Origin of the sequence: Nocardia sp. NPDC056064 (genome assembly GCF_042266925.1) — a bacterium.
GTDB lineage: Bacteria > Actinomycetota > Actinomycetes > Mycobacteriales > Mycobacteriaceae > Nocardia.
This window is the reverse complement of record NZ_JBHJWO010000001.1, coordinates 4,490,508-4,503,326: the sequence shown is the minus strand read 5'-3', so window position 1 is coordinate 4,503,326 and position 12,819 is coordinate 4,490,508. Positions and strand designations below refer to the sequence as shown.

Annotated in this window: 14 protein-coding genes; 6 read left to right on the top strand and 8 right to left on the bottom strand. The window is 69.1% G+C overall.

The window, feature by feature from the left end; all coding sequences use genetic code 11:
- Positions 1 to 53 precede the first annotated feature (53 nt).
- The 6 genes from pstB to ACFC06_RS20995 form a co-directional block, all read right to left on the bottom strand.
- Positions 54 to 830 (bottom strand): phosphate ABC transporter ATP-binding protein PstB, encoded by a 777-nt coding sequence (gene pstB / locus ACFC06_RS21020; RefSeq protein WP_278264711.1) that lies wholly within the window; start codon positions 828 to 830, stop codon positions 54 to 56.
- Positions 831 to 849: 19 nt separating this feature from the next.
- Positions 850 to 1,755 (bottom strand): phosphate ABC transporter permease PstA, encoded by a 906-nt coding sequence (gene pstA / locus ACFC06_RS21015; RefSeq protein WP_375933678.1) that lies wholly within the window; start codon positions 1,753 to 1,755, stop codon positions 850 to 852.
- Complete coding sequence (gene pstC / locus ACFC06_RS21010) at positions 1,755 to 2,723, bottom strand: phosphate ABC transporter permease subunit PstC (protein WP_375933675.1); 969 nt, start codon at positions 2,721 to 2,723, stop codon at positions 1,755 to 1,757. The genes pstA and pstC overlap by 1 nt, the downstream gene beginning before the upstream one ends.
- A 93-nt stretch (positions 2,724 to 2,816) precedes the next feature.
- The gene (pstS, locus tag ACFC06_RS21005) at positions 2,817 to 3,926 is read right to left on the bottom strand and encodes a phosphate ABC transporter substrate-binding protein PstS (RefSeq protein ID WP_375933672.1); all 1,110 of its coding nucleotides are present in this window, start codon (positions 3,924 to 3,926) and stop codon (positions 2,817 to 2,819) included.
- Positions 3,927 to 4,218: 292 nt separating this feature from the next.
- On the bottom strand, positions 4,219 to 5,109 hold the full coding sequence (mshD, locus tag ACFC06_RS21000) for a mycothiol synthase (RefSeq protein ID WP_375935671.1): 891 nt from the start codon (positions 5,107 to 5,109) through the stop codon (positions 4,219 to 4,221).
- A 125-nt stretch (positions 5,110 to 5,234) separates the two neighbouring features.
- On the bottom strand, positions 5,235 to 5,996 hold the full coding sequence (locus ACFC06_RS20995) for a winged-helix domain-containing protein (RefSeq protein ID WP_375933669.1): 762 nt from the start codon (positions 5,994 to 5,996) through the stop codon (positions 5,235 to 5,237).
- A 157-nt stretch (positions 5,997 to 6,153) separates the two neighbouring features.
- Between ACFC06_RS20995 and ACFC06_RS20990 the strand changes: the two genes are divergently transcribed.
- The 6 genes from ACFC06_RS20990 to ACFC06_RS20965 all read left to right on the top strand — a co-directional run bounded on the left by ACFC06_RS20990 (position 6,154) and on the right by ACFC06_RS20965 (position 10,110).
- Positions 6,154 to 6,996 carry an LmeA family phospholipid-binding protein gene (locus ACFC06_RS20990; protein ID WP_375933666.1) on the top strand — a complete coding sequence of 281 codons (843 nt, stop codon included), beginning with the start codon at positions 6,154 to 6,156 and terminating at the stop codon, positions 6,994 to 6,996.
- The gene (locus ACFC06_RS20985) at positions 6,993 to 7,427 is read left to right on the top strand and encodes a thioredoxin family protein (RefSeq protein WP_375933663.1); all 435 of its coding nucleotides are present in this window, start codon (positions 6,993 to 6,995) and stop codon (positions 7,425 to 7,427) included. The genes ACFC06_RS20990 and ACFC06_RS20985 overlap by 4 nt, the downstream gene beginning before the upstream one ends.
- Positions 7,428 to 7,703: 276 nt before the next feature.
- Positions 7,704 to 8,174: a DUF4395 domain-containing protein gene (locus tag ACFC06_RS20980; RefSeq protein ID WP_375933660.1), complete on the top strand. Its 471-nt coding sequence runs from the start codon at positions 7,704 to 7,706 to the stop codon at positions 8,172 to 8,174.
- 31 nt (positions 8,175 to 8,205) lie between these two features.
- Positions 8,206 to 9,039 carry a sulfurtransferase gene (locus tag ACFC06_RS20975; RefSeq protein WP_375933657.1) on the top strand — a complete coding sequence of 278 codons (834 nt, stop codon included), beginning with the start codon at positions 8,206 to 8,208 and terminating at the stop codon, positions 9,037 to 9,039.
- 4 nt (positions 9,040 to 9,043) lie between these two features.
- The gene (locus ACFC06_RS20970) at positions 9,044 to 9,349 is read left to right on the top strand and encodes a DUF1416 domain-containing protein (protein WP_375933655.1); all 306 of its coding nucleotides are present in this window, start codon (positions 9,044 to 9,046) and stop codon (positions 9,347 to 9,349) included.
- Positions 9,350 to 9,429: 80 nt separating this feature from the next.
- Positions 9,430 to 10,110 carry an FABP family protein gene (locus ACFC06_RS20965; RefSeq protein ID WP_375933652.1) on the top strand — a complete coding sequence of 227 codons (681 nt, stop codon included), beginning with the start codon at positions 9,430 to 9,432 and terminating at the stop codon, positions 10,108 to 10,110.
- A gap of 14 nt (positions 10,111 to 10,124) precedes the next feature.
- On the opposite strand, the gene ACFC06_RS20960 is transcribed toward ACFC06_RS20965, so the two are convergent.
- Together ACFC06_RS20960 and cydC are read right to left on the bottom strand one after the other, a co-directional pair.
- A complete protein-coding gene (locus ACFC06_RS20960; RefSeq protein ID WP_375933649.1) occupies positions 10,125 to 10,733 on the bottom strand; it encodes a Uma2 family endonuclease in 609 nt (202 codons plus the stop codon).
- A gap of 331 nt (positions 10,734 to 11,064) precedes the next feature.
- Entirely contained in the window at positions 11,065 to 12,804 is a 1,740-nt protein-coding gene (gene cydC / locus ACFC06_RS20955; RefSeq protein WP_375935668.1) for a thiol reductant ABC exporter subunit CydC, read from the bottom strand.
- Positions 12,805 to 12,819 lie beyond the last annotated feature (15 nt).

Sequence of the window (12,819 nt, the reverse complement as noted above, 5' to 3'; positions counted from 1 at the left end):
AGCCCCCGCACTCCTTCGAGGAGGCGGGGGCTTTCTCGTGGCCGGGGTTTTTCCTAGCCGAAGCGGCCGGAGATGTAGTCCTCTGTGGCGCGCTGGGTGGGGTTGGAGAAGATCTTCTCGGTGTCGTCGATCTCGATGAGCTTGCCGGGCTTGCCCTGGGCCTCGAGGTTGAAGAAACCGGTCTGGTCGCTCACGCGCGCGGCCTGCTGCATGTTGTGGGTGACGATGACGATCGTGAACTCTTTCTTGAGCTCGGTGATCAGGTCCTCGATCGCCAGGGTGGAGATCGGGTCCAGCGCCGAACACGGCTCGTCCATCAGCAGCACGTCGGGCGAGACCGCGATGGCGCGGGCGATGCACAGACGCTGCTGCTGACCACCGGAGAGGCCACCACCGGGCTTGTCGAGCCGGTCCTTGACCTCGTTCCACAGGTTCGCCCCGCGCAGCGAGCGCTCGGCGACCTCGTCGAGTTCCTTCTTGTTGCGCACGCCCTGCAACTTCAGCCCGGCCACCACGTTGTCCTTGATCGACATGGTGGGGAACGGGTTCGGGCGCTGGAACACCATGCCGATGGTGCGGCGCACGCCGACCGGGTCGATGGCCGAGCCGTAGATGTCCTCGCCGTCGAGCAGCACCGCGCCCTCGACGCGGGCGTTCGGGGTCACCTCGTGCATGCGGTTGAGCGAGCGCAGCACGGTGGACTTGCCGCAACCCGACGGACCGATGAAGGCGGTGACGCTGCGCGGCAGCACGGTCAGGTCCACGCTCGACACGGCGTGGAAGCTGCCGTAGTAGATGTTGAGATCTTTGACGTCGATCCGCTTGGCCATGGGAGTTGTCCGTTCGCTTCTATCGGTTGCGGGTGAGCAGCTTGTTGACGCCGGCGGCGGCCAGGTACAGCACCGCGATGATCAGGATCAGCGTGAGCGCCGCACCCCAGACTCGTTCGCGGCCCGCGGCCTCCGGGTTGGCCAGCTCCTGGTACATCATCAGCGGCAGCGAGGCCATATTGCCGTCGAAGATGTTCTGGTTGATCGACTTGCTGTAACCGACCAGCACCAGCACCGGCGCGGTCTCGCCCATCACGCGGGCGACCGAGAGCAGGATGCCGCTGATCATGCCGGGCGCGGCGGTCGGGACGACGATGCGCACGATGGTCTTCCACTTCGGCACACCGAGGGCGTAGGAGGCTTCGCGCAGCTCGTCGGGCACCAGCTTGAGCATCTCCTCGGTGCTGCGCACGACCACCGGCAGCATCAGCAGCACCAGCGCCAGCGAGACGGCGAAGGAGCTCTGCGGCATGCCGAGGGTGGCGATCCACAGCGCGAAGATGAACAGCGCGGCCACGATCGAGGGCACACCGGCGAGGATGTCGACCATGAAGGTGGTGACCTTGGCCAGCCGCCCGCGCCCGTATTCGACCAGGTAGACCGCGGCCATGATGCCCAGCGGCACCGCGATCACCGAGGCCATCGCCGACTGCACGATGGTGCCGTAGATGGCGTGGTACACACCGCCGCCGGTCTGGTCGGGCAGGATGCCCTTCTGCGAGTTGAACCACCAGTCCGCGGTGACGATCGCGGTGATGCCCTTGCTCACCACCAGCCACAGCACCCAGGCCAGCGGGATCAGCGCGATCACGAAGCAGGTGGTGACCAGGGCGGTGGCGAGGTTGTTCTTGATCCGCCTGCCGGTGCTGACGTGACGGAACGTCGGCGCCTTGACCGGCTTGTCGAGCAGCGTCGTGGTGGCCATCAGCCGTTCACCTTTCCGCCGGAGGCCAGGCGGGCCAGCGCGTTGACGACGAAGGTCAGCGCGAAGAGAACGAAGCCGGCGGCGATGTAGGCGCCGGTCGGCAGCGGGGAGCTGAACTCCGAGGCCGCCGAGGCGATCTTGGAGGCGAAGGTGTAGCCGCCGTCGAACAGCGACCAGTTCCCGGCCTGGCTGGCCGTGCGCAGCACCACCAGCACCGCGATGGTCTCACCGAGCGCGCGGCCCAGGCCGAGCATGGAACCGGCGATCACACCGCTGCGGCCGTAGGGCAGCACGGTCATCCGCACGACTTCCCACTTGGTGGCGCCGAGGGCCTGCGCGGCCTCGATGTGCGCGCGCGGGGTCAGCGCGAAGACCTCGCGCGCGACCGAGGTGATGATCGGCAGGATCATCACCGCCAGCACCACACCGGCGGTGAAGATGGTGCCGCCACCGGCGATCGAGACATTGCCGTCGGCGAAGAGGAAGAACCAGCCCAGCTTGTCGTTGAGGAAGTCCTGCACCGGCGCGATCTGCGGCGCCAGCACCAGGAAGCCCCACAGACCGAACACGATCGAGGGCACCGCGGCGAGCAGGTCGATCAGCATGGTGAACGGCTTGCTCAGCCGCGAGGGCGCGTAGTGCGTGAGGAACAGCGCGATGCCGACCCCGATCGGCACCGCGACGATCAGCGCGAACACCGAGCTCAGCACCGTCACCATGAACAGGTCACGGATGCCGAAGCGCAGGTTGTTCGCGTCACCGGTGGAGAACTCGGTGCTGGTGAAGAAGTTCGCCTCGTCGGCCATGAGCGAGGGGACCGCGCGGATCAGCAGGAACAACGCGATCAGCGCGATGGCGGCGACGATCGTCGCGCCCGCCGCGGTGGCCGTCCACCGAAAGATCGTCTCGGCGTCGATACGGCCGGTACGACCCGCAGCCGGGGTCTTGTCGGTTTTCGGTTCGGGCATAGTCGCAGTATCTCCGGCCGCCCGCGGGCCCGTCGAATTCGACGGGCCCGGCGCGGTCACCTCGGGGTGCATGGTCATGGCCGGCTCAGGCGATCAGGAGATGGCGTCGATCGCGGTGGTCAGCTTGGTCTTGAACGTCTCCGGCAGGGGCACGTAGCCCGCGTCGGCGAGTCCGCTCTGGCCGTTGGTGACGACCGAGGTCAGGAAGGCCTTGACGGCCTTGCTGGTGTCGGCGTCGGCGTACTTCGAGCAGACGATCTCGTAGGTCGCCATCATGATCGGGTACGCGCCCGCGGCGGTGGGCTTGTAGAACGAGCTGGTGTCGAGCACCAGGTCGTTGCCCTCGCCCTTGATCTTCACGCCGTCGATCGAGGCCGCGGCGGTCTCGGCCGACAGGGTGACCGGGTCCTTGCTCGCGGAGGTGATGATCTGCGCGATGGACAGGTTCTGCGCCTTGGCGAAGGACCACTCGTTGTAGGTGATCGAGTTCTTGGTGCTCTTGATGGCGGCCGAGGTGCCCTCGTTGCCCTTGGCACCCTCACCGACGCCGCCGTTGAAGGTCTTGCCGCCGCCCTTGCCCCACGCGCCGTCGGAGGCCGCGTCGAGGTAGAGCTGGAAGTTGTCGGTGGTGCCCGACTCGTCGGAGCGGAAGATCACGGCGATCTTCTCCGAGGGCAGCTTGGCGTTGGGGTTGAGCGCCTTGATCTCCGGGGCGTCCCAGGTGGCGACGGAGCCGTTGAACACCTTGGCGGCGGTCGGGCCGTCGAGCACGAGGTCGCTCACGCCGTCGACGTTGTAGGTGATGGCGATCGGGCCGAAGACGGTCGGCAGGTTCCAGGCCGGGGCGCCGCAGCGTTCCTGGGCCTTGGCGGGCTCGTCCTTCTTCGAGCTCAGCGGCGAGTCGGAGCCACCGAAATCGGTCTGCGCGCCGAGGAACTCGTTGACGCCCGCGCCCGAACCGGACGAGGTGTAGTTGAGGGTGAAGCCGTCGCAGTTGGTCTCGTACGCGGCGACGAAGCGCTCCATGGCGTTCTTCTGCGAGGAGGCGCCGGAGGCCTTGAGTGCCTGCTTGCCACCGCAGTCGATGCTGGTGTTGGCGACGGTGCCGCCCGCGGTGGTGTTGTCATCGCTGCCACAGGCGGCCAGGGTCATCGCGCCGACGGCGACGGCGCCGACCAGGGCGCTGGTGCGCTTGAAGTTCACTTTTCCTCCGACATTGCTGACAACTCGCTCGGTCCCTCACCGGCCCGGGCGAGTAGGGCGATGCGCGGCGCGGACAGCGCGCACATCAGGCGACGACTGTGCCGCCCAGAAGAAACGTAAGGTCGCACGGTTGACAGTTGGCCCGACGTGGATGAACGGAGAATGAACAGCCCGGCGCCAACAGGGTCACGGATGTGACGTTTGCCCTATTTTCACCGCGCGGTACCCGCTCAGCCGCGCGTTATTCAGCGTCGGCGCGGAATTCACCGTTGCTGTGAGGTGTCTCGCACCCTCAGGCGAGCGCGTAGGCGACATCCACATGCGCCGGGGCGAAGCCGAGTGTGGTGTAGGTGTGCACCGCGGCGGTGTTGTCGGCCTCGGTGTAGAGCAGCACCTCGGTGAGCCCGGTGTCGCGCAGGTACCGCAGACCGGCCAGGGTGAGCGATCGGCCCAGGCCACGGCCCTGCGCGGCGGGGTCGATGCCCACCACGTAGACCTCGCCCGCCGGGGCGGCGTCGGGGTGCGCCTTGGTCCAGTGGAAGCCGAGCAGGCGCTCGGGATCGGTGGCGTCGAAGGCCAGGAACAGCCCGGCCGGGTCGAACCAGGACTCGGCGCGGCGGGCGGCGATATCGCGTTCGGTCCAGCCGCCCTGTTCGGGGTGCCAGGCGAAGGCGGCGTTGTTCACGCGCAGCAGTTCGGCGTCGTCGGCGGGGCCCGCGTAGGTGCGCAGTTCCACGCCGTCCGGGACCGTCAGCTCGGGTAGCTCCGGAGTAGCCAGCGAGCGGCGCATCTGCCACAGCTCGCGGGCGGTGGCCAGGCCCAGACGGGCGGCGAGGGCCTTGGCGGCGGGCAGGTCACCGTGCGCCCAGACCCGCGCGCCCTCGCCCCCTTCGGCCAGCGCGGCACCGACGAGTTCGGCACCGATGCCCGCCCGGCGCGCGTCCGGGTCGACGGCCACCTCGGCCATCGCGGGGTGTTCGTCATGTGCCGCAACGAGATTCGCGTAGCCCACCAGTTCGCCGTCGCGCTCGGCCAGCAGCTGCCGGGTCGACGGGTCGGACTCGGCCAGCGAGAGCACCGCCTGTTCCGAGACCGGGGCGACCCCGTCGGCGGCCTTGGCCCGGCCGAGCAGGGCGCGCACCAGGGCGGCGGTGTCCTCGTCGATCCGATCGGTCCAGGTCAGATTTGCTGCGCCCACCTCGGCCGCCTCCTCACAGTCGCGCGCGACCACGGCCACGCCATCGCACCATCCAACACCAGCCCGGCCTCCGATACTCCCCGGCCGGCGAAGACGGACGGGTCTCGCGGCTACTTGGCGGTGCCGTTGCTGGCCGGGGTGAGCGAGTCGTCGCCGTCGATATCGTCGTCGGGGAAGCTCACCGAGTCGCCCTTGGCCGGGGTCCGGGCCGGGCGCACGGCCTTGTAGCCGACATTGCGCACGGTGCCGATGAGCGATTCGTACTCGCTGCCCAGCTTGGCGCGCAGGCGCCGCACGTGCACGTCGACGGTGCGGGTGCCGCCGAAGAAGTCGTAGCCCCACACCTCCTGCAGCAGCTGGGCGCGGGTGAAGACCCGGCCCGCGTGCTGGGCGAGGTACTTGAGCAGCTCGAATTCCTTGTAGGTGAGGTCGAGCGGGCGCCCGCGCAGCCGCGCGGTGTAGGTGCCCTCGTCGATCACCAGCTCACCCAGGGTGATCTTGCCCGTGTTCTCCGGGCTGGCCACGCCACCGTTGCGCCCGACCAGCAGACGCAGGCGCGCGTCGAGTTCGGCGGGGCCGGTGCCGGGCAGCAGGATGTCGTCCAGGCCCCAGTCGGCGTTGACGGCCACCAGGCCACCCTCGGTGAGCACCGCGACCACGGGCACCGAGGACCCGGTGCTGCCCAGCAGCCTGCACAGGCCGCGCGCGGCGGCCAGATCGGTCCTGGCGTCGACCAGGGCGACATCGGCGCTGCCTGCCTCCAGCAGCGAGGACACCTCGGTCGGCGCGGGGCGGACGTTGTGCGCCAGCAGCGCCAACGACGGCAGTACCGCGTCGGGGTTGGGGTCGGAGGTCAGTAGGAGCAGCTCCACCGGGCTCTCCTCCTATCTCGTGGCTCCGCGGACGACAGCAGCCGCGTAGCTACGTCGCCGAAACACAGGTCAGTCGTGTGCAACATTAGCGCCTGGCAGGCCATGACCTCGCACCATGTGCCCGACCCGATGTGTCGGCAGCGATAGAGTCACCCGCATGCGCAAGCTGATCATCGGGCTGCTGTGCCTGGCCGGGTTGGCGGTGGTGATCGATTTCGGCGCCGCCGCCTACACGGAATACGACGTGTCGCGGCAGCTGCGGGCCGGAGCCGAACTGTCGGCCGACCCCGAAGTGACCTTCCACGGTTTCCCCTTCGCCGCCCAGGCCCTCGGCGGCCGCTACGACAAGGTGACCCTGCGCGCGCGCAGCATGCGCCCGGACATCCCCGGCGAGATCGGCATGGAGGCCACCCTCAGCGGCCTGCACGCCCCGATCGGCCAGCTGCTCGACGGCGCGGCCCGCAATGTGCAGGTCGACTGGGTCGAGGCCAGCATGCGCATCGAGCCCACCGAACTGGGCAGGCTCTTCGGCATCCCCGACCTGCAGGTGCACACCCGCCCGGCCGACAAGTCCGACAGCACCGGCGGCTCGGGCGGTTCCGGCATGACCACCGCGGGCGCCCTCGTGCTCACCGGCACCCTGGCCACCGCGCCCAACGGCCGCGTCCTTGGCACCGGCGTCGTCCCGACCAGCACCAGCACCCGGGTCCCGGTGCAGGTGCAGGCCGATCTGCTGCTCGACGGCGACCAGGTCCGCATCCAGGCCACCGGCTTCTACCGCGACACCAGCGGCCCCACCGACACCACCACCACGACCAAGAACGAGATCCCCGAGGCCGATCAGGCGGCGGTGCTCGAGCGCTTCAGCCGTACGATCGATACCAAGGAGTTGCCGTTCGGTGTCACACCGACCGAGGTGTCGGCGCTCGGCGGCCAGATCGTCGTCGAGGGGATCGGCCGCAACGTGACCATCGACCTGGACCGATTGCAACGCAGATGATCGAACTCGCCATCCTCGCCGCCGTGGTGCTGGCCGCCGTCGCGGTCGGGCTGCTGCTGCGCCGCCGCCAGGGCGCCATCCGCCCGGCCACCCTCGACCCGCAGACCGCCCAGCGCGCCCGCCTGCTCGACGCGGCCGGGGTCACCGGTTCGGCGCCCGCGGTGCTGCACTTCTCGGCCGACAGGTGCGGCCCGTGCGACGCGGTCCGCCGCGTGGTCGCCGGGGTCACCGCCGACCTCTCGGATTCTCCGAACGCCCCGCGCGACATCGAGATCGACATCGACGCCGACCCCGCGCTGGCCCGTGAGCTCAATGTCCTGTCGCTGCCGACGACCTTCGTCTTCGACGCCGAGGGCAAGGAACGCTTCCGCATCTCCGGCGTCCCGAAGGCGGGCGATCTGCGCACCGCCCTGGAACCGCTGACGGTGTGATCCAGCTCCCGCTCGAGGGGGGCCGCGACATTTCCCGGGAAGACCGGGTAAACTACTTCTCGTGCAATCCGACCACGAGCTGATGCTCACCCGACGCCGCACAGTTGACCTGTGTCGCCTCGGTGGTTGTTGCTGCCTGTGCCGCTGATCGGTCGGCATCTCCGAGGAGATTCCTGACGCCGACCTATGTCCGCCGCGCGAGTGATCGTCTCGATCCCCCGGCGAACTGGCAGATCCGAAGTCAACTGACTCATCTCAGCGCAGGAGTTCGCACCCATGACCACCACTCTCGATTCCGCACCGCGCGTCGATGTCCGAGGGCCACGCTTCGTGGCCTGGGTGACCACCGGCGTGCTGGTCCTGGTGCTCGTCACCGCCGCCTTCTCCCCCGTCGCCGCCGCGATCCTGATCGGCCTGCAGGCCGTCGTGTTCGCGATCGGCGCGATCGGCGGCCCCGCCAAGCACCCCTACGGGCGGATCTACGCGGCGTTCGTGGCGCCGCGGCTGGGTCCGCCGACCGAGACCGAGCCCGTCCCGCCGCTGCGTTTCGCGCAGGGGCTGGGATTCGCGTTCGCCGGTCTCTCCCTGCTGGGCTTCGCGCTCGGCTCCCCGATCGTCGGCGCGGTGTTCGCCGGCTTCGCCCTGTTCGCGGCGTTCCTGAACGCGGCGTTCGGGGTCTGCCTGGGCTGCCAGATCTATCCGCTGGTGGCCCGCTTCCGCCGGCATCAAGCCCCGGCACCGAACTGATCCCCCGCAAGTCATCTCTGAAAGGAACAACATGGCTCGCTCCGATGTCCTGGTCTCCGTTGACTGGGCCGAAGAGAACCTCAACGCCCCCGGCGTCGTCTTCGTCGAGGTCGATGAGGACACCTCCGCCTACGAAGGTGGCCACATCGAAGGCGCGGTCCGCCTGGACTGGAAGACCGACCTGCAGGATCAGGTTCGTCGTGACTTCGTGAACCAGGAGCAGTTCTCCGACCTGCTCTCCGCGCGCGGCATCGGCAACGACGACACCGTCGTGCTGTACGGCGGCAACAACAACTGGTTCGCCGCCTACGCGTACTGGTACTTCAAGCTCTACGGCCACAACGACGTCAAGCTGCTCGACGGCGGCCGCAAGAAGTGGGAGCTCGACGGTCGTCCGCTCTCGCGTGACGCGGTCTCGCGCCCGGCCACCCAGTACAAGGCCGCCACCCCCGACACCTCGATCCGCGCGTTCCGCGACGAGGTCATCGCGGCCATCGGCACCAAGAACCTCGTCGACGTGCGTTCGCCCGACGAGTTCTCCGGCAAGATCCTCGCTCCCGCGCACCTGCCGCAGGAGCAGAGCCAGCGTCCCGGCCACATCCCGGGCGCGATCAACGTGCCGTGGAGCAAGGCGGCCAACGAGGACGGCACCTTCCGTTCCGATGCCGAGCTCGCCGAGCTCTACAAGGATGCGGGCCTGGACGGCGAGAAGGAGACCATCGCCTACTGCCGCATCGGCGAGCGTTCCTCGCACACCTGGTTCGTGCTGCAGGAGCTGCTCGGCCACCAGAACGTCAAGAACTACGACGGCAGCTGGACCGAATACGGTTCGCTCGTCGGTGCACCTATCGAGTTGGGAGCGTAAATCTATGTGTGCAGCACCTACCCAGGGTCAGGCCATCCCGGCCGGCGTCGACGTGGAGAAGGAGACGGTCATCACCGGCCGTGTCCTGAGCACCGACGGTCAGCCGGTGGGCGGCGCGTTCGTGCGTCTGCTCGACGGCAACGGTGATTTCACCGCCGAGGTCGTGGCCTCCGGCACCGGTGACTTCCGCTTCTTCGCCGCGCCGGGTTCGTGGACCCTGCGCGCGCTGTCCTCCTCGGGCAACGGCTCGGCCGAGGTCCGCCCCGAGGGCGCCGGCATCCACGCCGTGGACGTCGCGGTCGCCAAGTAGTACCGCCGCAAACGGCCCTGGTAGGTCTCCTACCAGGGCCGTTTGCGTATCCGTCGCCCGGACTGACTAGACTTCGGCTCGTGGTCTCATCTTCCGATCCGGCCGAGCAAGCCAGTGACGTGACCGACGCGGCCGCCCCGCGTCGCAGCGGTGACGAGGCAGTGAACGTCGCCGCCGAACGAGCCAAGGAAACCGGTGTCCGGAACATTTCCGTGCTGCCGGACCTGCCGCTGCCGCCCGACACCGCGAATCTGCGCGAGGGCCCCGACCTCAACCACGACATGCTGGCGCTGCTGCCGCTGGTCGGCGTGTGGCGCGGTGAGGGCGAGGGCAACCACCCCACCGACGGCGACTACCGCTTCGGCCAGCAGATCACCGTCTCCCACGACGGCGGCGACTACCTGGTCTGGGAATCGCAGACCTGGAAGCTCGACACCGAGGGTGCCTTCGTGGGCCCCGACCTGCGCGAGAGCGGCTTCTGGCGGGTCGGCACCGAGGGTGACGACGAGATGCTCGAACTGCTGCTCACCCACAGCTCCGGCATCGTGGAACTCTTCTACGGCACCGCCCGCACCCAGTCCTCCTGGGAACTGGCCACCGACGTGGTGATCCGCAGCCAGTCCGGCGCGGTCGTCGGCGGCGCCAAGCGCCTCTACGGCATCGTCGAGGGCGGCGACCTGGCCTACGTCGAGGAGCGAGTGGACGCCGACGGCACCCTCGAACCCCGCCTCTCCGCCCGCCTCCAGCGCTACATCGGCTGATTCCGGCCCGCGCGCTAGTTCTCGAGCGCGGTCAGGTCGATGTCCAGCGCGAACGGCACCTGGGTCGTCAATCGCTCGTGATAGATCCCCACGGGCAGGTAGCGCTCCGAAACCGGGTCCAGCTCGTAGGCGTAGACGATGACCTGGTCACCATCCCCGCGTTCCACGCGCCAGTAGTTCGGGATTCCCGCCTTCGCGTACTTGAACGGCTTGGTATCGCGATCGCGCTCCTCGGAGTCCGGCGAGACCACTTCTACGGCGACGACGACGTCCTCGGCGTAGTAGTGACTCTGCGGCTCATCCCGGACATAGGCCGCCGCGCTCACCACGAGCACATCGGGTTCCGGCATCTGCCGGTCGTTCAGTCGCACCGCCATTTCCCGGTCCGCGCGCACGCTGTCGGGGAGCTGCGCGCTCAGCTGCCCACGGAGCATGTCGACGACACGGCGATGCCACTTGCGCTGCGGGCTCACGAAGACCAATCCCCCATCGATCAACTCGGTGTGTTTCGGCAAGCCGCGCATCGCTAGAAACTTCTCCGCCGTGTACCCCCCTGGAGGCGCCAACCACGTAGGTGGCGCATCCGCATCGTCTACCTCCCCGGGTAGCGGCTCTGCGTTCATCCTCACATCGTAGCGACGTGTCACCGCTCCGAGCAGCATGTTTTCCTCCGGACATGGAGCGACCCCCGAGCCATTCGCGGGTTCCGGGGAACTCCGCGTCCCGGTCGGATGGGCCGGGGGCTCGGGGGTCGGGTGACTGCTTGGGATTCGCTCTCAGCGCACCGCTGGGGGTGATCCCACAGTGGGGCTGCTAGCGGGCAGCCACCTCACGCATCCGTTGAACATACATTCTTCAGACCACCTCCTCTCTTGTGTACCGATGAATCTAGCCGCGTGCGGCGAGGTGGGCAATTGATTTAATCGTGGCTCTGACCTGGGTGGATTCTCTCGGTCATGCGTTGCTGTGGGCCGTCGGTTCGATATGGACGGCGCCGGTGGCCGTCACCGTCACCACGGTGTCCGCGCGGTGATCGGCCGGGAGCTGGTGCGTGACCACGACGACGGTGCGCTCCGGACCCACCAGTCCGCTGTCCGCGTCGAGCAGCGCGCGCAGCAGCCGCTCCCCTTCGGCGGCGTCGAGATGCTCGGTCGGCTCGTCGAGCAGCAGGGTGTGCGCCGGGGCGACGAGGGCGCGCGCGAGCAGGATGCGCCGCCGCTGCCCACCGGAGACCGCGGCCGCACCCCCGGCGAGCGTCGTGTGCACGCCCTTCGGCAGCGATTCCAGCCACGACCCGAGTCCGACCGCGCGCAGGGCGTTCCCGGCGTCCTCCTCGGTGAGATCGCCCCGGGCCACACGCAGGTTCTCCAACAGCGAGGTGCCGAACAGGTGCGCGTCCTCGGCGAAGAACGTCACCCCCGCACGCGGTGTGTCGAACAACCCCGCCCACGCCATCAACAGAGTCGTCTTCCCGGCCCCACTGGGCCCGACCACGACCACCCGCCGCCCTTCCGGAAGGTCCACCACTGATCCGCCGGTAGCCACAGCGGCGCCACGCACCGGCCCCGCCATGGCGGCGGACTCACGCTCGGCAGCGGCAGCGCGGGTAGCCCCATCGGTAGCAGCGCGATCACGTGCGGTTGCGAGATCACGCGCGGCAGGGCTCGTGGGCGCGACCGTGTCCCGTTCGGCCTGTCGGAGGCGGTGGAGGGCGGCGCGGGAGATGGTGAGGGTGGTGGCCGCGGTGGGCAGGGCCGCGACGGCTTCGAAGGCCGACAACGGGACGAGGACCAGGATGGTGAGGGCCATGGGGGTCATACCGCCGGGGAGGCCGCCGGTGGGGCCATAGGCGGCGATGCCGACGAGGAGGGCGCCGAGCGTGCTGACACCGATGGACAGCGGGGTGGCCGCGGCGGCCCAGGCGCTGTGGGAGGCGGCCTTGTCCTCGGCTGCCACGGCCCGGCGTGATGCTTTGTCCGCCTGGTCGAGTGCCGCGTCCAGTCGTCCCGCGACCCGCAGTTCGGCGGCGTGATCGAGCACCGTCAGCGCCTCGGCGGTGAACTCACCGCGGTCCGCGCGCACCGCCCGCTCGGCCTCCCGCCCCGCCACCGCCGACAACCACGGCGCCAGCATCCCTGAAACCCCTAGCGCCACAGCCAGAATCACCGCGGCGAGCGGCGAGATGATCGCGATCAACCCCACAGCCGCCAGCGACAGCACCACCGCGACCGCCACCGGCACGAAGACCCGCACCACCACGGCACCGAGGTCGTCGATATCGGCGCCGACCCGAACCAGCACATCCCCGCGCCGCATCCCCACACCATCGCGCCGAGCACCCGACCGCTCCGAGGCGGTGCCGACCGCCAGACCGGCGCGCTCGGGATCACGCCACCACCAGATATCCGAATGTGCCAGCGCCCGATACACACTCGTCCGCGCCGAGGTCATCGCCCGCAACGCCACATCGTGAGTCGCCAACCGTTCCAGATACCGGCACAACCCCCGCGAGATCCCGAGCGCCCGCACCGCCACCACCGCGACACTGAGATCCAGCACCGGCGGCATCTGCCACGCCCGCGCGATCAACCACGCCGCCAGCGCCGCCAGCCCGAGCCCACTCCCGAGCGCCACCACCCCCCACGCGACCGCCACCGCCACCCGCCACGGCGACAACGCGAGCAACCCCCACATCTCCCGCACATCCCC